This is a genomic window from Alcaligenes sp. RM2, from assembly GCF_052931795.1.
Map to the genome: position 1 here is coordinate 202,426 of NZ_JBRFIO010000003.1, position 23,180 is coordinate 225,605.

Annotated in this window: 25 protein-coding genes; all 25 read right to left on the minus strand. The window is 51.2% G+C overall.

The genetic code is table 11. The annotated features are described in order from the left end of the window. Positions 1–159 precede the first annotated feature (159 nt). Positions 160–765, minus strand: coding sequence for a hypothetical protein (locus ACU6HM_RS12595; RefSeq protein ID WP_446763879.1), 606 nt, complete (start codon positions 763–765; stop codon positions 160–162). A gap of 550 nt (positions 766–1,315) precedes the next feature. Then, on the minus strand, positions 1,316–4,240 hold the full coding sequence (gene mobF, locus ACU6HM_RS12600; RefSeq protein WP_446763880.1) for a MobF family relaxase: 2,925 nt from the start codon (positions 4,238–4,240) through the stop codon (positions 1,316–1,318). A gap of 37 nt (positions 4,241–4,277) precedes the next feature. Next, positions 4,278–5,867, minus strand: coding sequence for a helicase HerA-like domain-containing protein (locus ACU6HM_RS12605; protein ID WP_446763881.1), 1,590 nt, complete (start codon positions 5,865–5,867; stop codon positions 4,278–4,280). A gap of 62 nt (positions 5,868–5,929) precedes the next feature. After that, entirely contained in the window at positions 5,930–6,364 is a 435-nt protein-coding gene (locus ACU6HM_RS12610; RefSeq protein WP_446763882.1) for a hypothetical protein, read from the minus strand. Next, positions 6,357–7,100 carry a StbB family protein gene (stbB, locus tag ACU6HM_RS12615; protein ID WP_446763883.1) on the minus strand — a complete coding sequence of 248 codons (744 nt, stop codon included), beginning with the start codon at positions 7,098–7,100 and terminating at the stop codon, positions 6,357–6,359. The genes ACU6HM_RS12610 and stbB overlap by 8 nt, the downstream gene beginning before the upstream one ends. A gap of 42 nt (positions 7,101–7,142) precedes the next feature. Next, on the minus strand, positions 7,143–7,589 hold the full coding sequence (locus tag ACU6HM_RS12620) for a hypothetical protein (protein WP_446763884.1): 447 nt from the start codon (positions 7,587–7,589) through the stop codon (positions 7,143–7,145). 653 nt (positions 7,590–8,242) lie between these two features. Then, on the minus strand, positions 8,243–9,181 hold the full coding sequence (locus ACU6HM_RS12625) for a TrfA (RefSeq protein WP_446763885.1): 939 nt from the start codon (positions 9,179–9,181) through the stop codon (positions 8,243–8,245). 134 nt (positions 9,182–9,315) lie between these two features. Beyond that, positions 9,316–9,582, minus strand: a complete 267-nt coding sequence (locus ACU6HM_RS12630) for a hypothetical protein (RefSeq protein WP_446763886.1) — start codon at positions 9,580–9,582, stop codon at positions 9,316–9,318. A 15-nt stretch (positions 9,583–9,597) separates the two neighbouring features. Next, positions 9,598–10,620 (minus strand): P-type DNA transfer ATPase VirB11, encoded by a 1,023-nt coding sequence (gene virB11 / locus ACU6HM_RS12635; RefSeq protein ID WP_446763887.1) that lies wholly within the window; start codon positions 10,618–10,620, stop codon positions 9,598–9,600. Next, a complete protein-coding gene (gene virB10 / locus ACU6HM_RS12640; RefSeq protein ID WP_446763888.1) occupies positions 10,589–11,701 on the minus strand; it encodes a type IV secretion system protein VirB10 in 1,113 nt (370 codons plus the stop codon). Before virB10 ends, virB11 begins: the two co-directional genes overlap by 32 nt. Then, positions 11,698–12,810 (minus strand): TrbG/VirB9 family P-type conjugative transfer protein, encoded by a 1,113-nt coding sequence (locus ACU6HM_RS12645; RefSeq protein ID WP_446763889.1) that lies wholly within the window; start codon positions 12,808–12,810, stop codon positions 11,698–11,700. The genes virB10 and ACU6HM_RS12645 overlap by 4 nt, the downstream gene beginning before the upstream one ends. Before the next feature lie 20 nt (positions 12,811–12,830). Next, positions 12,831–13,517, minus strand: a complete 687-nt coding sequence (locus tag ACU6HM_RS12650) for a virB8 family protein (protein ID WP_094197161.1) — start codon at positions 13,515–13,517, stop codon at positions 12,831–12,833. Continuing rightward, on the minus strand, positions 13,510–13,656 hold the full coding sequence (locus ACU6HM_RS12655) for a conjugal transfer protein (protein WP_094197160.1): 147 nt from the start codon (positions 13,654–13,656) through the stop codon (positions 13,510–13,512). The genes ACU6HM_RS12650 and ACU6HM_RS12655 overlap by 8 nt, the downstream gene beginning before the upstream one ends. Before the next feature lie 94 nt (positions 13,657–13,750). Beyond that, positions 13,751–14,689 carry a type IV secretion system protein gene (locus ACU6HM_RS12660; protein ID WP_260466875.1) on the minus strand — a complete coding sequence of 313 codons (939 nt, stop codon included), beginning with the start codon at positions 14,687–14,689 and terminating at the stop codon, positions 13,751–13,753. A gap of 12 nt (positions 14,690–14,701) precedes the next feature. Continuing rightward, a complete protein-coding gene (locus tag ACU6HM_RS12665; RefSeq protein ID WP_446763890.1) occupies positions 14,702–15,388 on the minus strand; it encodes a type IV secretion system protein in 687 nt (228 codons plus the stop codon). A gap of 107 nt (positions 15,389–15,495) precedes the next feature. Further along, positions 15,496–15,858, minus strand: coding sequence for a hypothetical protein (locus tag ACU6HM_RS12670; RefSeq protein WP_446763891.1), 363 nt, complete (start codon positions 15,856–15,858; stop codon positions 15,496–15,498). A 77-nt stretch (positions 15,859–15,935) separates the two neighbouring features. Continuing rightward, positions 15,936–18,389 carry a VirB4 family type IV secretion/conjugal transfer ATPase gene (locus tag ACU6HM_RS12675; protein ID WP_446763892.1) on the minus strand — a complete coding sequence of 818 codons (2,454 nt, stop codon included), beginning with the start codon at positions 18,387–18,389 and terminating at the stop codon, positions 15,936–15,938. 11 nt (positions 18,390–18,400) lie between these two features. Continuing rightward, the gene (locus ACU6HM_RS12680) at positions 18,401–18,757 is read right to left on the minus strand and encodes a type IV secretion system protein VirB3 (protein WP_446763893.1); all 357 of its coding nucleotides are present in this window, start codon (positions 18,755–18,757) and stop codon (positions 18,401–18,403) included. 3 nt (positions 18,758–18,760) lie between these two features. Further along, on the minus strand, positions 18,761–19,084 hold the full coding sequence (locus ACU6HM_RS12685; RefSeq protein ID WP_446763894.1) for a conjugal transfer protein: 324 nt from the start codon (positions 19,082–19,084) through the stop codon (positions 18,761–18,763). Between the two features lie 214 nt (positions 19,085–19,298). Next, on the minus strand, positions 19,299–19,961 hold the full coding sequence (locus ACU6HM_RS12690) for a lytic transglycosylase domain-containing protein (RefSeq protein WP_446763895.1): 663 nt from the start codon (positions 19,959–19,961) through the stop codon (positions 19,299–19,301). 9 nt (positions 19,962–19,970) lie between these two features. Next, the gene (locus tag ACU6HM_RS12695) at positions 19,971–20,648 is read right to left on the minus strand and encodes a TrbM/KikA/MpfK family conjugal transfer protein (protein ID WP_446763896.1); all 678 of its coding nucleotides are present in this window, start codon (positions 20,646–20,648) and stop codon (positions 19,971–19,973) included. A gap of 92 nt (positions 20,649–20,740) precedes the next feature. Next, on the minus strand, positions 20,741–21,076 hold the full coding sequence (locus ACU6HM_RS12700; protein WP_446763897.1) for an H-NS histone family protein: 336 nt from the start codon (positions 21,074–21,076) through the stop codon (positions 20,741–20,743). 18 nt (positions 21,077–21,094) lie between these two features. Beyond that, positions 21,095–21,322, minus strand: coding sequence for a hypothetical protein (locus tag ACU6HM_RS12705; RefSeq protein ID WP_446763898.1), 228 nt, complete (start codon positions 21,320–21,322; stop codon positions 21,095–21,097). Beyond that, positions 21,306–21,638 (minus strand): plasmid mobilization protein, encoded by a 333-nt coding sequence (locus tag ACU6HM_RS12710; RefSeq protein WP_094197151.1) that lies wholly within the window; start codon positions 21,636–21,638, stop codon positions 21,306–21,308. The genes ACU6HM_RS12705 and ACU6HM_RS12710 overlap by 17 nt, the downstream gene beginning before the upstream one ends. Positions 21,639–21,860: 222 nt before the next feature. Beyond that, positions 21,861–22,748 (minus strand): hypothetical protein, encoded by an 888-nt coding sequence (locus ACU6HM_RS12715; RefSeq protein WP_446763899.1) that lies wholly within the window; start codon positions 22,746–22,748, stop codon positions 21,861–21,863. Positions 22,749–23,180: the final 432 nt, after the last annotated feature.

The following is a 23,180-nucleotide window of genomic DNA, read 5'->3' on the forward strand; positions in this document are numbered from 1 at the left end:
GATTTAACCGATTGAACTGCGACATTCATTCTCTGACACATTCTGTGGGATTAAATCGCAATTTCTAAATTTGCTTTGTAGATCATTTCAGTATGGTTTTTATATGCAACAAAGACCACCTTTGGGTGGCCTTTGTTGTTTCTTGTCGGCAGCAAGTGTTTAGCGGTCTAATTGTGGACCTTCCCAGTTCACTTCAAGACCTTGTTTATCCATTTTATGTAGTCTCTCCTCATAAGCGGGTGTTAATAGCTGGTTGACCTTCTCAAAATCCGTCTGTGGCACTTGGGCATTCTCGATGTCTTTGCCGATGTACAGGTCTGTTCGATGATCTTCCAGTCCTTTGATGTAACCTTCAAGTACGTCTGGATTTTTTAGCTCTGCATCGGTCAATTCCTGAGCCTTCGAGCCTACTGCATAACCACGGTCATAGGCTTGAAATCCCTCCGCCTCTTTATGCGCAAATTGATGCTCAGGTATTGGAGACTCAAAATTTCGCTGTTCCTCTCTTACGTGGTCGGCTGACGTCAATTTTTCTAATGACACACTGGCCTCAAAAATCTTCGTATTGATGTGCTCACGCTCAGCCGGTTGCCGCTGGAGTCCCAGTTTGATCATCACATCACGAATTAATCGGGGTCCGTCCATGGTTTTGGTTCGCCTTTGCTGTTCAACCGTGTGTGACTTTTCGGCTTGGCGCCGCCGCTCGTGATCATCTATTGATTTGCGTTTGGTGCCGTCATCCCCATCGTTGAGTTTCTTTTCCATCGTCGTGAATCTCCTATTACGCGCAGTTTTATGCACTGCATGGTGAGGCCTTCGTCAGAGCGATGAAGGCGTGACAATCTGGCCGCGCTGTCTAGCAGCAGCGGCTAAATTGGAGTTGGTTGGATAGCGTGAGTTTCCCCGGCGTTGCCGGGGCCCCACCATGGTGACGCTGCCTGGTCTGAGGACCAGGCAAGAGACCAAAAGTCCCGCAACGAGCTTGCGCTCTTTGTGGCCCTTAAGGTCTCACACAGGACGCACCCCTGCCGGGGTGCCGAAAGCCGCATGAATGCGTGCTTTCAGAAGGTTGGCGACTTTAGACGGTGTGGAACAAATAGAGCAACAGAATCATCTAAAAGCCAGTAAACACAGCATTTCTATGGGGCACGCTTGTGGCATTTGAGTCTGTAGACATGGGTTAAAACTAGCCAAATACCCAATAATTACCAAATAGACACCAAACCATAGACAGGAAATTACCAATCAATTACCAATAAAACGTTAATTGATGAACAATTGATTACCAACCAATTACCAATTGATCGCCAAATTATCAAATCTCCAGTTCGGCATGTTGTTGCTCGGGTTTGGCGTGGGCCATTTCGTGCGGTTTGGCCTTGTTGCGGGTTGCCAGCAAGTCGTGAGCTAGTCCTTTGTAAGCCTTTCTATTGACCGCCTTGGGGAGCAATGTGGCGTTATCCGTGAAGACGGTGACCTCATGCCGTTCACGCGAAATACTCACGTAATAGGTGTCCTGGGCTGTTGTGCGCGAAAAACTTTCCGCGTTGTAGAGCACGCGATCGCAGGTCAGTCCCTGGGCACTGTGGGCAGTCGTTGCGTAGGCATGATCCAGGTGCAAGGGCTGGTCAGCGGACAAGGTGACAGCCCGGCCATTGGCCGAAATGGTCACCGAGTCCTTGGCGATACCGAGCACCTCATAGCGCTCACCATTGGCCAGATCGAGCTCGGCATTGTTGCGGGTTACCCGAACCATGTCCCCCACGGACACTTCAGCGGTGTGCTGGTGATAGACCGATAAGGTACTCATCGTTTTGGGGATGACTTCAATGGGCTGGGCTTCCTGGCCAGGACCGGGGCGCAGGGGTAAAACGATCAGCCTATCGGTAGCGCGGTTGCATTCGACGACCTCATAGAGTTGGCCACGTTTCATCCCGTTCTTGTAATCACGCTCGGGCTGGACGATATCACCGACCGTGTAATACTTGGCGCAGCGACGCTCGGCTCGCGTTGTGTCGTGTCGGGTGAGTAGGCGATATGGCCGTCCTTTGTCATTCAGACCCCGCAGCTCATGTACTCGTTGATTCAAGGCCTGGCGAGAGTGGTTGGTACCAGTGACAATGAGCGTATTGGCTTGCGCGGTATCGGACAGGTTGACGTACTTGCGTGCGATCGCTTCATAGCGTGGGCTGCTGTCACGTATTTGGGTGCCGTCATCCCATTTTGTGATGCGATCGTCAATCTGTACGACATGATCTTCCAGAACCTTGAGTGATGCACTGGCTTTGCCAACGGCGGCCAGTTCGACCGCTTGTTTAAGCGTGTCGCTTTTCTGGCGCTGAATATCACCCATGAGGGCGGTTTTCATGCCTTGTTCTTGCAGCAGTGCAAACGCCCGACCGGCCTCGACTGCTTTGGTTTGTCCAGTGTCCCCGAGCAACACGATGCGAGCGCCGCTGGGCTGTAAGCGGTGAAGCAATTTTTGCATCTCGCGGACCGGAATGACCCCGGCTTCGTCAATGACGACGACCGTTTTTTCGCCTAACTTGCTGTCTAGGCGCTCGGTCTCGGTAGCCGTTGTCATTGAGGCGACCGTATTGGCTTCAATGCCGTCCTGGCGCAGATTGGCGACCTGCGAACCGTAGGGGGCAAGGGCGATCATGCGATATCCTCGTGCCTCTAACAACGCTTTGGTTTCTTGCAGTGCGAATGATTTGCCCGTACCGGCCAATCCTTGTACGCCCACCACCTGATCTTGGCCTGATAGCATCAGTTCGATGGCACTGCACTGACCAGGTGTGAGGGTGGTGTCGGTTAACTCCGCTTGCAATTGATCACGTGCTAGCACCGGTGCAACTTTGTCGTGTCCCGCGTTCATCATGGATACGACATCGCGTTCACTGCGCAATGCCGTCTGAGTCGCAAAGAGTGGTTCGGTGGGTGTTAGCCGACCGACATCAATGGCTTTATCAACTTGCTGCAGGGCTATTTCTTGAGTGATCCCTCGTAATTGGACCAGCTCCTGCGCCCAAGCCTGACGGGTGCGCGGTTTAGCTTTGTGGTTAGAGCTACTACGGTAATGGAAGGCCCTGGCCACCAGCTCGTTTCGCGCAACCAGGCGGCTTAGAGACTGGCGTAGTTGCTCTGCGCTGACGGCTCCTTCCCCATGGCGCAGCGCATGACTGAACAATGCAGATTGGCTCATGACTGTTTCGCGTTCAGCCAGGTGCTTGATGGCCCAGATCATGGCGCTATCGGCAATGCGCTGACGCGCCTCGGGCTCAGGTGAGTGGCGTGTAAGACTGGCCAGATCTTTGGCGCGTTCTTTGGAGGCGTGCAGTTTACTTTGGAAGTCGATCCCAATGTCCTTTGACTGCGCCGTCCAGTCAGCTTGTAGCTGATCGCGGGTGAACTCCTGTGTTTTAGGCTGACGTGTGGCTAGCACAGCCATTTGGCGTTGCGCATGAGAGGCGGTGGGACTGTCCATGCCCACATCGGTCAGACGCTGGTTCATTTGCGCACTGCGTTTACTAAAGTGCTCGATCTGGTCACGCGTGATATGCGCCAGCTCAATATGGTTCTTTTCAAAGCGCAGATCGTAGCCGATGGCAGTTAGCTCTTTGGCTAATTCAGCCATGTAAATCGAGTCCAGGAGCGGACGGGATTGAACCAGTAAATCGTTGTTCAGCGCTGCCCAACTACCATCCTGGCGCTGGGTCAGATTCATGATGACGGCATGGGTGTGAAGCTGCGGGTCCGGTGGGGAGTTATCCGTGGCTCTGGCCGTTTCATGACGAAATTTGCTAATGATCAGATTGCCGGTATTTTCCACCTGTGATTTACCACGGATGGTTTGGCGTGACTGCGAAAAATGCTGCTCTGCATAGGCCAATGCACGCTCAACAGCGCGGTCATGGGCAGTGATGATGCGCTCATCGCCACCGATCAAGGCTTGCAGCGAGACGCTTTTGGGTGCTGAGATCGTCAGGTCTAGGCCAGAGCGGGCCTGTGAGTCGTGACGGATGCTGTTGCCAGCATTCACGCCACGGCCGAACTTGCCGCGCAACATGGCATGAAAGCGCTGGGTATCGACCGCGCCTGATGCGCCAAGCATCTGGGCTCCTTGGCCTTGCCAAAGGGCGGCCTGGCCATCACGGCTGTAGTAGTCATCGGCCTGGTCACCATAGTAGTGTGAATGCTTGGCTGCCCCAGAGCGGTGTAAAACCTCTTTAGTAATCATGTTGTGTTCCTACTGGCAAGACGAGAGCAGGCTGTCGCTACGCTTCAGCCATGCTTTGTGTTGAGCGGGGAATGCGTTTGAGTTGGTTCGACTCAATGAACGGCTCGATCACTTGAGCAAAGGGTTGAAACTGCAACTTGAACCGTGAGATCGGGTACTTACCGGCGAAGGCGACATAGCCGGTTAAATCATCAAAGGCTTGAATCTGCGCGGCGGTTACCACGCGTTCTGTGACTGGCGTATTTTGATCATTGGTATTGCGATCACCGACGGAGCGAGAGACGCTGTATTTATGACGCTCTACCTCATGTTCGCCTAGGCTTTTGCTCAGATCCTCAGCGGTTTCATGGTCAGTGCGAGATCCGCCCAGAACCAGCAAGTTACGAAAACTGGCGCGAATCGTTTGAGCCTTCTTCTCGCCGTAGATGTAGTCCAGTTGGGACGTGCTTTGCAGGCCAGCTACGATACGCAGGCCTTTTTTACGGCCCTTGGTCAGTCCATCTTCCAATGAGGGCAGGGCGTCCAGGCTGGCCAACTCGTCAATGAACAACCACCAGCGCCGTTTTGCATCTTCGGGCAAGGACAGAACCGCCGTAATGAACACGTCCGCCCAAGACGAGACTAATGGCTTCATCGCGGTCACCATGTCTTCGCGCCAGTTGATGAACAAATCCCCACCGTTGGGATCGTCAATCCAGTCACGAATAGAGAATGCGCCGGATTTCATACTGGTGTGCTCGGACAGCTTGTTCGACAGGACAAAGCGAGCACTTGAAAGAGCTTTACTGGCCTCAGATGAACCTACAAACAGCGATTCAGCCAATGTGCCTTCCAGGTAGTCCTTGAGCTTGGCTGGGTCCTCAATCGTACATAGCCGAAATAGCTCATCGATGTGTGCTTTGTCAGGTGTGACGGTGTAGAGCTTCTTGGCGGTCTCGCGCAGCAACAAACGTCCGTAATCGTTCCATTCTTCTGCGCTCTTGTCCTGGCTCATCGGCACCATTGAGTGGGACAGGCGTTTCCAGTCGTATTCCGCCCGAATTTCATTGAAGAACGCCCAGCCTGGTGAACGAGCATCGTATGGATTGAGGATGATGTCGCCCGGCTTCCAAAACTTGCTGAGCAAATCGCCATCGGGGTCAATCACAAACATTCGGTCCCGACGTTTTTGCACGGACTTGGCCATTCTGCGAAGCACCACGGATTTACCACTCCCAGTTGCTCCACCGATCAGGGAATGAAGGTTTTCAACTTTGACAGGCATCGGTACAGAGGCCACATCTACCTGTCGGTGTACTCGGTCTGTACATTGCGAACGGAGCTTGGCGATAGGGACGACTTTTGTTCCCCGGATATGTCGTGTGAATCGGTCGCCTTCAAAACCGGCCGTGCGTTTAAACATTCTGCTTAACGCAATAATGGCAACCAGTGATAAGGCGAACCCAATGGCAGGGGGAATATAGAGGACTGGGTGTTGAACTGTTGCCATCAGTAGATGCCAGGTGGTGCGTGCGTCCCACCGATTGACCGCCACCCCGCTGGCTAGGCTTGCAGCCGTTATCCATGCCAGAAGTGGGAACGCGACAATCATCAGGACAGACAAACGTCGTCTTGTAATCGGTGACATAAAGAACCCTTGAAAAGATATGCCCAGGGGCTGAGCCCCAAGGCAAAGGCATGCAGCCGCGTCTATGAAGTAAGAAAGTGCAAAAAGAGGGTGCTGGCGCCTACCCCAGCAATCGCCCCGACTACCAACGCTAGGATGGCTATCTTGCGTGCTGAGATATGTGCAAATCTCGCGTATCGAGAGGTGTCCGCACTGATCAGTTTCAACTCAGCGCGAATAGGTGAAAGGCTGCCTAGCACGTTATGCACTACTTGATCGGTCAGATCCATGCTGGCGCGATCAAGCACGGCTCCCAGAGTGTTGGCCAGATCTTCGGGCAAGGCCTGTAGCTGTGCATTGGCGGCGGAAAAGACTTCAATACCGGCCAGTAGCGCGGTGGCGGTGTCGCGCAGTTTGTCGTTGACGCGTTCTGTGCGTTCGATCAGTCCAGCCACATCCCCCAAGGTTTCCTGAAACAACAGATCCAGCTTGGTCCGTGCGGTTTTTTCTTCACTCATACGAAGCCCCGTTGGTGGCGGGCAGCAGCTCCTCGAATAAGGCCTGGAAGGCACGATGAAGTTGACGATCTACTGGGCGGGCTAACGCTTTTAATGCATGCATGTCCGACAGGTGTGAGATGCGTTTGCGGTCTTTGGGGTCCGCCTCACGCAATTGCTGACGATAGTCAGTCTGATCGGCCAGTATCGATGCGATGGTGATGCGTTTATCGGCCAGTAGCTCGAACACCTCATTCTCGAAAATGACAGCGTTTGGATTGGCGATGAATTCGCCAGTCTTCTTGGCGTAGGTCAGCAGCGCTAGAAACTCTTCATCCACATCGCTTTCTACACGGTTGAACAGCACTCGAATTCGATGTGCAGGCACGCCCAGGCCGCTCAAGGCGGCAACGGTTTTGATGGTTTCTCGCTGTGCTTTGCCTGTTGGGACAACCGGTAGAACGAACTGATCAATTTCTTCGTGAGACAAGTCGTAGCGCGACATATGCGCCAAAAACTCCTCGATGTTCGATGCCCCAACGTCCACGATGGCGTCGTTCAGCGTGAGCAAATCACGGAACAATTTCCCAAACTGCATCCCGCGCAATTGGTCTACATCCAGCCCCAGATCGCCCGCTGTTTCATTGGTCGATTCGATAGCGAAAATCTGGGCATGATTCAAGCGTGGGGCTAGCAGGTGCGACGCAACGACGGTTTTACCGACCGAGCCGGTGTAGTTCAGAACAGCGATTTTCATGAGAGTTTTCCTTCAGGTTGTGAGGGTGAATCAAAGCTGGGGTTAAGAGGATTTAGACCCGGCTCGCATAGCGCGGCCTTCTTCGCGCAGTGCATCCAGATCAATGTTCATCTCGCGGAATTTGCGCAAGTCAGCGGGTGATTCGATGGAACTAGGACGGCCTTGAACGGCGGGTGAGTCTGGTGGCGGTGATGAGGCTTGTGCCCCTATTGCGACGAGGGGGAGTGGTGCCGAAGCGGATGCATATGCTTGCGCTGAGGCGGCATTCTTTGCACGTCGTATTCGCCAGATTGTTCTGGCAAAGACCGATCGCGAAACGGATATCCCGACTGAGTCGAGATCTTCGATAATCGCGGCATATGACGAACCATTTGCCAGCCGCCGTTCGATGATGGGCAACAGCAGGCGTATGCGGGCTGTTTTGGTTGAGCGTGGGTCAGCATCGGCCAATGCGCGACGAAATTGCTCGACGAATTGGTCAAGTTGCATGGGTAGGGTTCCTGGTTGTGCTGGAAAGCAAATGCCACTTTCCACGTTGAAGATAGAAGCGCGGCAGGCCGCGCAGGGGGAGCCGCGCCCGGTGACGGGCGTGGGGGGCAGGGCCCCTGGGGAAGGGTCGAGGCCGCAGTCCGACCTTGGGAGGACTGGACAGGGAACCCGGCAGGGGTTCCGCGGCCAAGGGGGACACTCATCCCCGCCCGACAGGGTGGGGACCAATGTTCTTTTGGGGGCTACTTTTCCCCCATGCGATTAGCGTGGGGGACTGACGTGATACGCATGTCGTTCACATGCACTACGCCCGAAGGTGCGAAATGTTGCGCTGGGAGATTGTTTCTGAAATGTAACTTAAATAAGGTGGAGCAAGTGAGTTATCCACAGCCCTATATGGTAGAAGATAGGTAGAAGAAGGTAGAGGTGTAACAGAGGCTCTGAAACCCGCATGCATAAAGGGTTTTGGAAATGTAACCGCGATGCTATGCCGACAAAACGCGATGCTATGCCGATAAAGCGCGACGCTATGCCGATGAGGCGCGATGCTATGCCGATGCTTGGAGCAAGTTATCCACATGGCAAATCCGGTCATTTCATGACCAACTGGCGCGACGCTATGCCGATGTAAGTCGGCTAATCAGTGACGTTTTTTAGGCTTGATGGGGTTTGTCGCTGACGCGATACCAAACAGCTTGCTCGACCCCGCGTCGACTCGTTTCGATGCGAGGGGCAAGGATTAAGCCAAGTTCTGCTAGTTCATCGATGGCTCGTTCTAGTGCTGGGCGAAAGTCGCGTAAGCGTCCTTTGTATTGAGCGCGTTCTTTAAGGATTTGTAGGCTGTAGCGTTGCTCTTCATCCTTTGACGTACCAATCAATCGCTGGAGGCTTTTAGATAGCTCGTGACGCATGCATTGCCGCGTAGACCAGTCAATCAATGTGAATTCGCGGTTGCCGAAAATCTGTGCCCAGCGAGGGTCTACATACAGTGTGTACTCACTGTCTTCATCGTCATAATCAAAGCCGCCGATCATGGCCAAGAGGCGGCTTGAAGGATGGTTGCCGAAGCTATATTTAAGAGTCCCGTTCGATCGACTGGCCTCGATTGACAGGGTAAATCTGGCCAAGTCTTTTATGGCGTTATGGAGCCATTCATATTGACTACCGCCTACAGGACGACCTAGCGCACGTAAAAAATCAGCTCGGTTCACTATGGGGCGCTGACCAGCGGGGCAAGTCATTTGCAGGTACATGGCGTGCATCCAGATGTCGGCATGGCCCTCTCCTAGCTGTTTGCCCGAACCTTTGATGACAACTCGCTCATTGCGCAGGAACATAGCATCATCGTGCATAGTGCGGTGGCCGCGAGCTATCGGTGCGAAGATGCCGCTGCGTGCAATGTAGTTGGGCATTGCTCGTATATTTTCGCCGATACCCGGTAAGTAGATACGTTTGAACGTCGGTTTTTCCAGTTGTAGGGGCCCCTGTTCGTCCTGTGTGTACTGAGTAGCTGTTCGTGTGCTGGCTGTCTTAGCCAGACGGCTAAGAGCATCCTTCAAGCGGGCAGCGGAATGATGATTTTGCGAAGGCATGGCAATCCAAATAGCATGGGCACAGGGGTGCTGCAGCTTGGATATGCGTCCCTGTGCCGTTCAATAAAAAAACCGCTTCATGCACGTAGAGCGTGCGTAGCGGTTAATCGTTGCGGAGGGACTGGTACAGACGTTCAGCGATAAACCGAAAGTTCGTTGCCCAGTTTGAGACTACGACGCGGTTGAAGACCTGGCAGCCCATGTTCCTCAAAGAACTCTCGTCGGGCACGTAGCCATGCTTTGTAGCGCCAACCGTACCGCTCATCCCACGGGTAGCTGGCATCAATGTCGGAGGCGATTTGCTCCAGGTCCTTTCGTTCTGCTCGGCCGTCGTTGTAGACATCGGCCATCAAGTTGTAGGAATAGACGGCGAAGCCAATGCCTTCATAGGGTTCATTCATATCGATTTCCTCCAATCAGGGGCTCAGGTCTCGACGGCGTGGTTGATAGAAAATCTCACGTAGTTTGAAACGATCAAAAAACAGGACGATATCGACTGTATTTCGCAGGAAAGCCTGTATGGTCGCCAGATCTAACTGGCCGCCGGTCGGCGATTGCTTGATCAATGAGGCCAAGCGGTCGTAGGTGTCCAGTGAGCTATTTGCGTGTGTCGTTGAAATAGATCCAGGGTGCCCCGTATTGAGAGCAACTAAATACTCCCAGGCTTCACCGCCACGTAATTCTGCAAGGAATATCCTGTCAGGTGACAGGCGCATACATGCCGCAACACAGTCTGTCGCTGTCACACGGCCGTGGCTACCGCCATAGAGCATATGTACCAAGTTCTTGTGGTTGGGGAGGATTAATTCATGGACATCCTCAATCGTGATGATGCGTTCCTCTAGTGGCACACGTTCTATTAAGGAGCGGGCAAAGGTTGTTTTCCCAGAGCCTGTCTTGCCAGCAACGATGATGTTGCGGCGAGCCTGAACTGCCTCATGTAGAAAACGTGCAATCTGACCTTCGTTTTTCAGTTGAAGCAGGAGGTGATCAGTCGGTGTTAGACCGCTTTCGTCTAGTAGATCCAGGCTGTCACAAACTTCATTGAAAGCGCCTTCTGCTTCCAGCTCATCCAGTGTTTTGACTAACTGGGTGTGTTTTCGGATATTGATTGCAATGGTGTTATCTAGGCATCCTGGAGCTTGTACGATTTGTCCCCGTTCACCGTCAGGCAGTATGACCGACATGATGGGAGCTGGTGCCAAGCCGTTATACACAGACAGTGAGAGCGATAGACCCTCCAAACTAGATAAGGTCAAAGGCATGCACTCGTGCTCATGCCAGGCGCCGTGCTGACGCACAAATACGGAGTAGGGGCGCACAATCGCAAGTTCTGAAATAGTGGGGTCTTTAAGATACGGTTCGAGTGGCCGTAAGGCTGCCCGAACCGCAATCCCTCGGTCCACACTATTGACGGTAATGGGTGGGTTTGAGGTCATAAACTTTACTGAAGTCCAAGTCGCGGGCGACCATGATTCCGACTCGTTCGCCCTGGTTCTTATACAAGGTGGGGGGAATATCCAGTGAGTGCTCCAAAATCTTGGCAACGACTTCTTGGCCACCCTCACGGGTGTTATCAAACCTGATATTTCCGTCTCCCTTGTTTCCTTGATTCGATGCCCAATTGCCTAAGTCGCCGAGGAGACTGAGCAAAATGGCATTGCCCAAGCGATCCCAAAAGTGGTGATCAATGGCTCCGTCAACGCCCGCTTCACCCAACGGGCCCGTCCCAGGCGAGCCGAGGTTAAGAATGACGCCACTGGGTGTTTCAAGGCGATGCCATGTCACAAATGCACGTGGTTGCCCTTGCTCGATGCCACCGCTTTGGTAACCAACAAATTTGGTTCCAGCGTCAATCAGGACAACCTTCCCGTTCGCACTCATGACGTTTTGGGTGGCGTTGCAGGTCAGCATCCCTGCCTGCGCTGTGACTAATCGAGTTTGCATGACGCAATCGATCATCGTGCCTTGAGTAATCAAGAAATTGCGATTCCCTAGTTGCCCCGCCACAGAGGGAGCAAGCTCTAGCGGGCGCAATTGACTCGCTAATGGGCCGGCATCAGCCTGAGCGGTTGCCGAGGTTCCAACGTGTTGTTGTGTGTGCTGTTGCCCCTGCTCATTGCTCTGAGCGCGTAACGGACTGCGTAGTCGTCGAGCATCAACACCATTGATCAGGTTGGGAATCATGGGCAGCGTAATAGTGCCAGTTTGCTCTTGGGGTGATTTATCAGTCGTAGAGTTATCTGGCTTAGATGCAGGTGTAGGAGCTGGCTGCGTCTTTAGCTCAGGTAATCGAAGCAGGTTGCTGATACCACTGGCGGTGGGATCTGCATTCTCAACAGGGGCTTCAGCACGAGTATCTGTCATTTTCCAGATGACGATTGCAATGATGCAGATACCGATCACGAGGCAGAGCCACAGAAAGCCACGGGCACCCGGAGGCAAGGGGCGACGCGTACTTCCGGTGTCGCTTGGCCCCCGATCATCAACGTCATGTGAGTTGGTTTGGTTGAGGCTCATTTCAAATACTCCTCCGTTTTGAAAATGTGAGTCAAACCACGGCTCTGTGCTTGCCAGGCATCCGCATTGCTATCGATGAGCAATATGTTCCCAGGTCGAATGGTGGTGGTTGCGGCGTATGCTTGCCCCTGCTCATTGACTGGTTGGACGATTGGCAAGCGGCTTGAGCTGAAGGTCATGAGCGTTTTGCCGTCCTTTTGTTTTATGTGGTCGGGGGCCAGTTCAAAAGCCTGCGGATCGTAAGCCGGTTGAGCCGGATAGGCGGTGGCGGCAGGACCAGCAGAGGGGGGCAGGGAAAGCGGTTTAACACCATGGACGACACGTTCGACAGAGGGAGAGACTGTTCCTGTATGTGGCTTTGTGGGTGTCTGTCTAAATGCGGCGTTATGGATTGCGACTACATTGCCTCCGAGCCGAATATGCCAACGTGCGCTAGTGCGATGTAGCACCATCGTTCTGTGATCGGCCATGTGGTAATTCGTGAGCACTTCTTGGCCATCTTCAGTGACTCGATAAATGGCGGGGATTTCGGCGGTTGGTGCAAACTGCATCCAGGTTTGATGGCCGTCATCCCAGGCGTGTATCGGGGCTAAATCAAGGTCGCCACTCTTAGAATATGCTTGCCAGTTCACTGGAAGACCTACCTGAGAAAATGCGGCTTGAACGGTTTGTTCATGCTGCTGCTGGCGTGCTTCTATCGCTTCACTGTCGGGATAGCGCATGATCAATTTATAGAGGGCCTGTTTTGTCTCCCGCTCGTTGTGGTACTCGATTCGGAAGCTATAGTTCCGCCGGTCAGTGACTACGATCAAGTTGGTATCAGCTTGGTCAACCACTGGCTTGAGAAACAGATGATTGGTGTATTCGGTAAATTCATAGGCTTCACTGTCGCCGAATACATGAAAGAGATAGTTTTCGCCTTCTTCTAACTCGATCATTGTTCCCACACCGATCACGGAATCGAGCTGGGTGACATTGTGAGGGTCGTAGTTGGCGTAGCGTATCCGGTGGTCAGTGCCTGCTTGTTTGGGCAGATCTAGGGCGAGTGCAGGCGTAGCGACCAGGCACGCCAGTGCCACCGCAAATGCCGTTTTGGCAAATCGGTTCATGGGTACTCCTTCAAGGGGATTTAACGTGAAAGGTCTGCGGCTAAGTCGTAGCGGATAACTTGAAAGCCGAGAGGGTTGCGGCGAGCAACCGATTCGCTTAAGGGCACCTGGAGGTATTCGTATGCAACGGTGGCAATCTGGTGACGCTCTTTTTCATTGCGGCCGGAGCTGACGTCCCGTTGAGCGGTACTAAATCGAACAGTAGCGGTTTGATTGGTGCCCATCGTGATCGAGTGAACTTCAACATCCAGATTCGAAAGCTGGCCAAGTCGCTCAGTAGGAGCGTTAGGACCCTCAAATCGCTTGCCGTATTGAGCCTGTATGGGCGGTGAAGAAAGTAGAGCGCAGGTGTCAAACTGCTCTTGGATGGTGTACCAGTTATAGCCTTCGCAATTAAGGACGTAGGTATTCAGAAAATACTTGTCGATGCGTTCACCATAACTTTCAGGGGTGTCGCCCAGGCTTGTGATGTGTTCAATGGCACCGGTTGTGTCATTGACACGGATGATGTGCGGTTTTGCTGGCTCTTTCAAGGGGGTTAGGCCTGCTACGGCAACGACGCCAGCAAATGCCAAAACGCCAAGAAAAATGTTGAGTTGATGAGCTCGACGACGACTCGAAATCAGTTCTGTCTTCAAGTCACGTTCCAGCCCTCGGCTCTTTTCCAGCTCTTCAGCGACATCGATGGTTCGGAGCTTTTTACTCATGGCTACCTCCGCTGGACAAAGGGGCCGTGAGATTGACCGGGACTCGTGGCGAGTCGGCTGGTTGTGGTGGGGCTGGCGGCGTAAAGGCGCAACCAGCCATCACGGCGGCCAAAGCCACCGCGGCAAGTTGTATTTTCATCGGGAATGACTCCTGGCCCAGCTATGCAGACTGTTGGGCTTTATGGAAGAGTGGAGGAGGAAATGGGTGGTGCTGTAGCGCGGTTAAGGACTTATTAGCGAATCAACTTCCGAATCAAGCTACCTGCGCGCATGGCGTTCATGGCACCGCGGCCAGCACTGCCAAGGCCAAACTGGGCACCAAAGCCGCTGGAAAGACTTTGGGCAAGGCCAGGCAACATAACGATGATGACAATCGTGGCAATCCCCACGAGAAAGTATCCAGCGATTAATGAAAGAAGTGATGTGTCTCCTTCGGTCAGTAGCCGTATGAGCATGGCTATGTACGAGAGGGTTAGCTCTAGCAAAATAGACATGATCAGTGCGCCTAGTAATGCCAGGATCACAAAGTTCAGAGCCTGTGACACCCAACTGTCAAATAGCCGTTCCGTGCGCTCAAATGCTAATGCGGCTATGAAAAATGGCCCGGCTGCTACCACTAAGGCCATACCAACTTTGATGACAATCATCAGCACCGCTACAGAGGCACTAATTATCGCGGTGACTACAGTTAAGAAGCCTGCATAGATATTGACCAGGATGTTCTTGCTGCTTGGGTACCAGTTTGTTTCTGAGTCCTCCATGGTGGCCGCTGCTGATTCGGTCCTTGCCCGAAGGGTGTCGATACTGTCGGAGAAGGTATTGCCGCCCGCGACGATACCGGCAACATCGTCAGGCAAGGAGATCATGACATCGACAATATTGGTCTGATAGAAACCACCGGCTGTCGCGACCCCCGCAATAAGTGCCACTCGTATTGCTTTCCACATCAGCTCAATGACGGTCATGTTTCCATAGCCACGCATAATGGCCATGTTGTAGAACAAAAATTGCAGGGTTAGCCCAACGACAATGATCGGAGCCAAGGCCCGGGCCAGTTGCTCAATGGGTGTCGCTATAGCGGTATTCAAAACGACATCCACTTGCCTCATCAACCACTCGCCAATCCGGTCAATGTTGGCTGGCTCGGATATTCTGTTTGCATCAAAAGCCATAATGATCTCCAGTTATGGAGTTGCTTGTCTGTTTCTGCCGCCAAACCAGCCCCCGTAGACGACATTGCCGCGCTCCTCCAGCAGTGCCGATTCGGCAGCAAACTGTTGCTCCGCCAGTTGAATACGGGTTTGGTCTGCCTGAATGTTCGCTTGCTCAATCGCAATGCGAGCTTGCAACTCTGCGATTTCCTTCGGGTTACTTGTCTGATTGATTTGGGCCTGAAGGCCATCAATCGTCTCAAGTCGTTTAGTCATCGCGTTGTACGCCTGTTCAGACATGGCCTTTTTTGTCGCCGCAATGCGTACAGATCGTTCACGAAGCGCTTTAGAGTCCTGCTGGAAGTTCACTGGTGCATTGACGTCTTCGGATATGGCACTGACAGAGCTTGAAAGCGTCGAGTTTTGGCCATCGAGGCGATTGAGAAGCGCAGAGGCATCGCTAGGTAGTGACTCCCGCATCATTCGCCGAACATCGGCATTTTCAAGAACGTAGCCAAAGCCCGAGGAGTGGGTTAGTGCTTGAACTTGTGCTTGCGCCTGTTGGAGCTGAGCACGCGCCGTCTCCAGTTGATCCAGCAAGGCGTTGAGCTGGGGGATTGAGTTCACATCCAATGTAGGGATGCCACCGGCTGAGTAGCTGGGTGATACAAGTGAAAAGGCAAGGCAAAGCCCTGCTGCAAGCGCAGAAATGCTTTTCATAATTGCTCCGAGGGATACAGGGACGCGCCAGGACGGCGCAAAGAGATGGCCAGTAAAGACTGGCCATCAAAGGGGCGATCTGGAAGGTTGGACTACTACAACTAAGTCTAGTGACTGCTGGCCGCTTTGTATTGATCCGCTGTCACTCTTTTGAATGTGATGGTTTTATCATCGATATCACTTAATGAATCATTGTCGCCACTGTATTTGACTTGCCTTTTCTCTCCTATAGTCAAAATACCGTTTCCTTTGTATACCCCTTTTTCAATATCCCTTGAAAATCGACCGAAATTAAGTTGATTGATATTTACAAGGAAATCGCTGCCGTCAGGTTTGATATGCATGGAAACAGGGCGTTTTTCGCTGTCTTGGAGCCAGTATCCCGCGAATTTTTCTTCTTTTGTTTGGCAGCCAGTAATTAGGCTAATTGCAATTAGGCTGGAAGCAAATATTAATCTTCGTTTATTCACGCTGGACTCCGCTTAATAAATATTGGATTTAATTAACCTCGCAATAATAGCTAAGAATTAATAATTATGTGATTAAGTTAATGACTAATCAGTTCGACTGGCTCCTCACCTTTACGAGCTCGTTCGGCCCGATCAAAGTAAAGAGGCAACCATGTGGCTGGGTCATCGCCAACCTCGGCAATCACCTGTTTAGCAATCGTGGCCATGTCGGGGCTGCCGGAAAAAACCAAAAGAGCTTCAGGGCATGTAGATAGATCCAACTCGGCGACCGTGACGCTGGATCCCTGTTTGATGACGAATTGACGGCTTTTTTCTCCAAGTTGTTTCACTAGCTCAAACTCTCTAGCGCTTAGCCCAAAGTCCTTCATGTAGGTTTCGCGCTTTGCTCGTGGGTTTGGAAGGAAAATGAGCGTTCCGGCCTGTTGGATAATCGAAGGTCCGACGGGGTTTTCTGCAATGGCCTCCGGCTCCTGGGTGGAGAACGCCAGCACGCCGTTCTTTTTACGGATGGTTCTAACCGCGTCCTGCATGTCGTCCTGGTAGTGCTTGTCTTTCAAAGGATGTTGGCACTCATCGACCAAATTGATTATCCGTCGTCCGTCATGCAGAGCCTGACTGCGATGTCGTATGTACATCGTCGCTGCGCCGCGAACATGCTCGTCATCAAGGATTTCAGTAAGGTCAAAACCAAAAATGGGATTGTGTCCTTCAGGCACTTCCAGATTTAGCCTGTCTGTCGGGTTATCGAAGACCCAGCCATATTCACCGTCACGCCTCCATGGCAAGAGACGCTTATGCAGGGTAAGCTGCTGTCCTTCTTCCTGGTAGTAGTCAGGCAGATACTGGAGAAGGGTATGGATACCTCGATCTTCTTTGTCAATTTCCAGGATTAACATTTCCACTGCTTTCGCAATGTCTTTTGCTTCCTTGGTAGAGACCGTTTCACCACGAAGTCCGGCTAGGTGCGCCACCAATTGGCGCATGAAGGCCATGTTTTTGGGTGTTGGGTCCAGTTGGAAAGGCTGCCAGCCAGTTGGTAAACCCAAGCGGAGGGTGAAGTATTGCCCACGCAAGGCCAATACAAGTACATGGAGTCCTTCATCTTTGTCCAAGATCAGCGCCGTTGCACCAAACTTCTGTGCTTGAGTGAGCAATACCCCTTGTAGAACTGTTTTGCCGGTCCCGGTGTATCCAATGATTAAGGTGTTACCTGGTCGGCGTTGGCCAGTCTCGTCGACCTCTTCAAGTGATACGTGGTAATTGAAGAAGAAGGGCGCACCTACAACTGACTTAAACATCGTTACGGCAGGCCCCCACGGGTTGCCTGTCGCTTTTCCTGAGAGCTGATTGTGGAAGCTGTTCAAGCAAAGCAAATTCTCGCTTGTGATGGCCACGGGACGAGTTCGCCAACCCCAATTCGCTGGGAGTTGCGACCAAAAACCAGCCTCCAGGGCTTTCTCAAGTGGTTTAACAACTAAACCGCGATCGGCGAATCTTGCTCGCATATCGGACATGGAGCGACGCAGAGAATCAGCGTCGTCTCCCCAGATCAACATGGTTGCGTGATGATCACCAAGCCCAAGGTCGCCAGTCTCGATTTTTTCGATCACTTTCTTTAACTGCTTGACTTGACCCGGTGCATCATCATTGGAGTCCTGAAGTAGTTTCTTGTGCTTTTTGACGAGCTTTTTGGCGGCCGAGTTAGTGAAGCTGCCCCAAGATTGAGTGATGACATACTCATAAGGGCTGGACAAGATAGAGTCCAAGTGGCCAGGCCGTACTTGTCCCGGCTTGCGAAACAATTCCAGCATTCCAAATTTTCGTGTCCTGGTAAGGGTTCTGATTTCACCTAGTTCGCCATAGCGCGAGAATACGGGTCGCGCAGACGGCAAGCTGTCCCACAGGTAGCCATCCGTCACTGGCACTGCATGCCATTCACCAGAGAGCAAGAATCCAAAAAATTCACCTGGCTCACTAAACGCATACCCATTTCGATCCACAATTTTCAGGACTTCAGCGTCATAGCGATGCAGCCCAGCAAGAATGGCGCGAACAGCCCCTTTCAGATCCTCAATGGATTCGGTTTGCCATGCCTTTAGACGTTCAGGAGATGCTTTTTCAAGCGATGCCATCACGCCCAGCAATTCATCTGCTACGGGATGGATAGAGACGGTCAGGTAGAGTTCGTTGACTTTCAACGCATTTTTGTCATTGAAGGTTTCACGATAGGAGTCATCGAACTGCCGGGCGAAGACTTGTGAGAATTGGCTGTTTGGATACTCAGTCACATAGCGACCAACGATATGCGTGTATAAGCCCAACTTGCCAAGCGGCAAACCACGAAGGACGTTATGCAAGGCTTCAAGCCAGTCATTTTGATCTTCCAGGCTGGCGGCCATGGCGGAGCGTCCGCTGATCTTGATGACCGCCAGGTACTCATTGCCTTTGTCCGCAATAATTTCGTCAGTAACGTGGTGTGAGTACGGTACGTAATGTGATACCGGACGCTCCTTCAAAGTCAGGGCGCTCATTACTTACTCCTTTATTTGTGGCGCCAGGGTCGGCGCGCTGAGAATGAGGTTGGGGCGTAGCTGGAACCATTCCAAAAATTTTTGTTGCGGTTTTTGAATCGTGTCTTCAGCTCCAACCCCCAGATCTCGAAGGCTTTGTCGTCAGATTTTGTAATCCAGGCAAGCCATGGGATTACAAAGATCAAGGTGGCCCACATGTACAGACCGATGAACATGGCCAAGATGGCGACAGAGGACAAAGTGCTGAGGAAGACCATGGTGGGGACTCCCATGAATGTTGGCTTCCTACCTAAACCGTTGAACACGAGATAGTGAAAAGGCTTTAGTTCAGTTTCGTCATCATCGTAGTTGTCTGGGTTGTTTGCCATGTCTTAACCTCTCCAGAGCAGTGCCACGATTTCGATAACTGAGCCTGCGCCAATAACGCCAATAGCCCAGCGTGTGGCATCTTCTTTACGCATGATCTCAGCGGAGTACAGGACCCAAATCACTAGACCGGCAATCACGCAGGCGATGGGCAAAATAATGATAAGAGCGTCACGGAGCGCTTCCAGTGTCGTTTTTGCTTTATTCAAGCCCCCAATCGCTTGGGCGTAGGCCATATTGGTGGTCAGCATTGCCAAAATGGCCGACTGGTAAACATGGCGCACGGTCCGGTTTTGCGCTAAACGGGTCAGGTATTGCTTAACAAACATGTATAGCTCCTTGTCCTGGTGTCAGAAAAGACCAGGCGTTTTGGTTAAGAAAAAGGATGTGTTTGCCCGAATGGGCGCGGATAAAAACTGTTGGTCGGCACTTGCGGCCGTAAGCAAAGAGGTGCTGCCTCTCTGAGCTCTCCACCTTCGCCTGACGGGCTTTGGACCGCACTAACGCCTCGACCCACTTGTCGCTGGAGAGTGCTTGGAATATTTAGGCAGAGGGCTGCACTAATACTGCTGGCGTGACTTCGGTTGGTTCAGGCGGTGCTGAAACTTCTTTCTCGGTATTCTTGAAACCGTCGGCGACTCTGTTACCTGTAAAGCCATCCGGTTTCCCTGCTCTTTGAGGTCGGGGCTGCTTCGGTTCTGCTGTTACGACCACAGCTTCATTTTTGATGGCTTTGATCGCTGGAACCTTCACCCCAGCCTGTGCCAGGACTTTTCCAACATATCCATTGCTGAAGCCTCGCTCGAAGTTGCCTGTGTTGTAGCAAGATAGGGCCGAACGTAGAGCTCGTTGCTCATCGGCTGTTTGCCGTAAGGCTCGCTGATAACAGTCCGACAGCACTTTTTGAGCAGCTTGCAAATTAGTGCACGGGTCAAAGACTGTTTCTGTCGTCAATCCAAGCCAAGACCAGTTCCGAACATTGATCTGACCAAGACCTGCATCAAAGTCAATGCCACGATCAATGAGATCGTTCGCAATTTGTGCGGCTTGTTCGTAGTCAGTTGGTTGTTCGGCTAGTCGTTTACCTTTGTTTATGCCAATGGCATATACCTGGGCCTTTGATTCATGGCGTACCAGGGCCGATAACGTCGTTTCATGAATGTTGGGCGCACAAGTTGCGGCCAACAGAGTGAGTTCTGCAAGCACGGTACCCTCTCAATGATTGTTGCCAGTGCCGCTGGAGTCGTCGATGTTGCGACGAGGGTCCTCAGAAGAGTAGTGCCAATTACTGGCCCAACTGCCTGTATGTTCAGCATTCCATTTTGATTGGGCTTGATCGTAGTCCGTAGCTGAAACCCAATAGCCACCTCGGTTGGGGTCCCCCACATATTTGGTACTCAAGTCATATGTCCACTCATGGTCGTTGTAGGCAAGGCAGTAAGTGGGCAGCTTCGTTAGGGTGACTGTCTTGATAAGGGACAAGTCCCGAATAGCCGGGATGCCTAGATAATTCGAGCCGACAACGCGGTAGCGGTAGATGTCTTTTCCATATGTCGCATTGAGATAGTCAGGATCGCATTTGCCTGCTCCGCGCGAGATGGCATCCATCCGTGCCGACATACCGGGTTCCGCCGAAACGGGGCACATACCCAGGAAAAAGCGCCGGGCATCGACTGTCGCTTCCCAATCAAGCATGCCTTTGTAGTATTTCCGGATATCAAAGTAGTGACTTACCGAAGCTGCACATTCACCAGGCCGCAGGCTGCTGGACAGGCATAGAACGGCCTCACAAGCCAACCCGGGAAGTCCGGTCAAAACTTCGGACGATTGGGCATAAGAGGTGGACGCGCAGGCCAACGCCAGCGCACCTAATGAAATGGGGAGCTGTTTCATGTGTACTCCAAAATGGATAGAAGACGATGGCGCTGGGCCACAGAATGACTGGATGGGTGAGAGCGTAAGGGGAGAGCTACCCCTCTTTTGTATTACTGCGGGTTGGTAGCGGGGGTGGGAATCAGGTAGAGATCACGTGATTCGCCTGCTGCTTCAACTGCTTTCATCCAGCCTGGGGTACGGCCTCTGCCTGACCAGGTTGCACCGCTAGGGTGTTTGTATTTGACTGTGGGCGAGGTACTTGGCTTGACGCTTGGACGGCGAAAGGCCTGGGCAATCTCGTCCATGGTCAGGTCGTTGTCCCGCATGGTTCGTATGATGTCGGCAAGCACATTCTGGCGGGTCTTGCGTTTGATAACTTCCGCTTTACGCTGAAGGCGGGAAATTTCTGCGTTGATTTCTGAAACGGTCTTGAGGTCATTGATCATGATGATCCTTTTGTTGTGTTAACGAGTGAGCCATCTCCAGATTGACGACCAAAACTTGGTGACGACGGCAATCATAAAAAACCACATGAAGATGTGTGCAAGAAAGGCGATCGTTTGCAAGATCCAACTTCCGCCAGACTCAGGGATAGAGTTCCAGGCAGAAAGAACAATAAGTGTTGCGACTACTCCGAGGATGAAGGCACGGCCACTTGATTGTTGCTTCCCTTCTTTAGGTGCGGGTTCCATATGACATCTCCGAGTGAGCTGGCATGTATCCCATGGTCAGCATGCTTTTGTGTACCTGGCTGACTTGTTCGGGTTGGACCAAGATCCGCAGCAGCATCAGGGTTTCCATTTGAGTGGCTGGCGAGTGTTGATCCAGTAGATTTTCTAGAGCATGGCGCAGTGACGTCAGCTCTGATTGCATGGATTGAGAAGTGGTCAGCAGTTGGCGGGCATATTCTGATGAGGATAGTCCGGCCAAGGCCGCTGCTTCGCTTAGGTGCTGGCGTTGCGATGGCGTTATGCGTAAGCGCAACAGTTCCGACAGAGGTTCTGCCATAAAGTCTTTCCTTGGGGTAATTAAGACACGAAAATCAAAGATAGACGTTTGAGTCAAAGGTGGGCAATCAGGATTTTACAGCTGCTATTTCTAACTTAGTCATTAGTGTATTGATATATTGGGCTGGTTTTTATAGTTGGTAATGATGCAAATCTAAAAGAGCATGAGCAAGCCTGTGTAAATAAATGAGCGCTACAAAAGCGCTCATTTATGTTTTTTATATTATTTTGGTTTTATTCTATTCAATTCTTCAGATATTTTTGATATTCTTTTTTGTGTTTCTTGTTTTGGATTCATTGGAAAAATATAAGTCCCAACTCTCAGGCCTGTTCTTTTTGTAGAGTCTTTGGAGGATTGGTCTGAGGATATGGCAAATACTTCCGTCCAGAATAATATCCCATCACAATGTTTTTTTAGAGATGTTTTGTTAAACCTAGCTAAGTGTTTTGTTCTTATGTTTTCATGAAAATTATTTATGAATTTTCTTGCGTTATCTGGATCTACTCCATGTCCGGCAGGAATTAGGTCATCGAGATTGAAAGCTATAATTCCTTTCAGTTTGTTTTTTTCTAGTTGTCTACACCCTACTTTAAATGCCCTTCCGAATGAGGATTCGGAATATATTTTTTTGCAAGCTATGCCATATTTATATTCTTCAAAATCAATTACTATATCTGGTTCATCGTAAGATATTTTTAATTCTGTTTGGTTTAGCCTTCTAAATAAATCGAATTCCCATAAAGAGTCTTTTGCAGAGCTCTGGTTATTGGTATTGAAATCAAACATTCTAGACATGAATTTCTTGATTGACTCAATATCTGGGTCACTAATTAGTGCTTCTTCAAACGAAAGAATTGATTTTGCTTTTTTGTATAAGGCTGGGATGTCTCTTCCGGTTACTTGGATCTCATCATTTTGGCTGAGATTTCTAAATTCTTTAATAATTAAACCTAATGTTTTGTTTTCTTTGACAGGTAGTTTTAATTTTTTTAGGTTTATCTCTATATTGTCGATTGCCTCTAAAATTCGATCCATCGTTGAGGTTGATTCCAATATTATGTTTGGTTCTTGGTTCTTGGTTCTTGGTTCTTGGTTTGTGGTGACATCCATTCTGCTAGTTCCTATCTCTGTTGATTGATCAAATTCATTGTATCAATTTATTTCTTTTGTTGTGTCAATTTCTAGGCTGTCGCTTGGTGACGAGTTGCCTTACTGAGTTCGACTAGCAATAACCACTGTGGAAGAAATAAGTCCAGGCTTAGTTTGCACATGACTTAACCAAAGTTTTGGCGAAATAAACCTAGTTAGTGCGCGTAGGTTTAAGATTAATGAGAGGCAGTTCTAAGACATGTGAATGACATCTAGACTCTTAGACGGTGCATAAGCTGTTAATTGTTAGGGGGTTCGAATCCCCCTCTGTCCGCCAGAATTCAAAAGCCCTCGCACAGCAATGTGTGGGGGCTTTTTTCTTGGCTGCGTTTTACAGAGTCGGTGAAATTAATAATTCATGTTTAGCCAGGCTCTGCGTCGTCGTTGCAAAAA

Bases quoted from the DNA above. Each gene is read 5' to 3' on its own strand.
- ACU6HM_RS12685 (WP_446763894.1), bottom strand. From the start codon at position 19,084: ATGTTTGTTAAGCAATACCTGACCCGTTTAGCGCAAAACCGGACCGTG.
- ACU6HM_RS12595 (WP_446763879.1), bottom strand. From the start codon at position 765: ATGGAAAAGAAACTCAACGATGGGGATGACGGCACCAAACGCAAATCA.
- virB10 (WP_446763888.1), bottom strand. From the start codon at position 11,701: ATGAGCCTCAACCAAACCAACTCACATGACGTTGATGATCGGGGGCCA.
- stbB (WP_446763883.1), bottom strand. From the start codon at position 7,100: ATGAAAATCGCTGTTCTGAACTACACCGGCTCGGTCGGTAAAACCGTC.
- ACU6HM_RS12655 (WP_094197160.1), bottom strand. From the start codon at position 13,656: ATGAAAATACAACTTGCCGCGGTGGCTTTGGCCGCCGTGATGGCTGGT.
- virB11 (WP_446763887.1), bottom strand. From the start codon at position 10,620: ATGACCTCAAACCCACCCATTACCGTCAATAGTGTGGACCGAGGGATT.
- ACU6HM_RS12660 (WP_260466875.1), bottom strand. From the start codon at position 14,689: ATGGCTTTTGATGCAAACAGAATATCCGAGCCAGCCAACATTGACCGG.
- ACU6HM_RS12700 (WP_446763897.1), bottom strand. From the start codon at position 21,076: ATGATCAATGACCTCAAGACCGTTTCAGAAATCAACGCAGAAATTTCC.
- ACU6HM_RS12715 (WP_446763899.1), bottom strand. From the start codon at position 22,748: ATGGATGTCACCACAAACCAAGAACCAAGAACCAAGAACCAAGAACCA.
- ACU6HM_RS12625 (WP_446763885.1), bottom strand. From the start codon at position 9,181: ATGCCTTCGCAAAATCATCATTCCGCTGCCCGCTTGAAGGATGCTCTT.
- ACU6HM_RS12665 (WP_446763890.1), bottom strand. From the start codon at position 15,388: ATGAAAAGCATTTCTGCGCTTGCAGCAGGGCTTTGCCTTGCCTTTTCA.
- ACU6HM_RS12605 (WP_446763881.1), bottom strand. From the start codon at position 5,867: ATGTCACCGATTACAAGACGACGTTTGTCTGTCCTGATGATTGTCGCG.
- ACU6HM_RS12705 (WP_446763898.1), bottom strand. From the start codon at position 21,322: ATGGAACCCGCACCTAAAGAAGGGAAGCAACAATCAAGTGGCCGTGCC.
- ACU6HM_RS12645 (WP_446763889.1), bottom strand. From the start codon at position 12,810: ATGAACCGATTTGCCAAAACGGCATTTGCGGTGGCACTGGCGTGCCTG.
- ACU6HM_RS12610 (WP_446763882.1), bottom strand. From the start codon at position 6,364: ATGAGTGAAGAAAAAACCGCACGGACCAAGCTGGATCTGTTGTTTCAG.
- ACU6HM_RS12675 (WP_446763892.1), bottom strand. From the start codon at position 18,389: ATGAGCGCCCTGACTTTGAAGGAGCGTCCGGTATCACATTACGTACCG.
- ACU6HM_RS12650 (WP_094197161.1), bottom strand. From the start codon at position 13,517: ATGAGTAAAAAGCTCCGAACCATCGATGTCGCTGAAGAGCTGGAAAAG.
- ACU6HM_RS12680 (WP_446763893.1), bottom strand. From the start codon at position 18,757: ATGGCAAACAACCCAGACAACTACGATGATGACGAAACTGAACTAAAG.
- mobF (WP_446763880.1), bottom strand. From the start codon at position 4,240: ATGATTACTAAAGAGGTTTTACACCGCTCTGGGGCAGCCAAGCATTCA.
- ACU6HM_RS12695 (WP_446763896.1), bottom strand. From the start codon at position 20,648: ATGAAACAGCTCCCCATTTCATTAGGTGCGCTGGCGTTGGCCTGCGCG.
- ACU6HM_RS12620 (WP_446763884.1), bottom strand. From the start codon at position 7,589: ATGCAACTTGACCAATTCGTCGAGCAATTTCGTCGCGCATTGGCCGAT.
- ACU6HM_RS12630 (WP_446763886.1), bottom strand. From the start codon at position 9,582: ATGAATGAACCCTATGAAGGCATTGGCTTCGCCGTCTATTCCTACAAC.
- ACU6HM_RS12710 (WP_094197151.1), bottom strand. From the start codon at position 21,638: ATGGCAGAACCTCTGTCGGAACTGTTGCGCTTACGCATAACGCCATCG.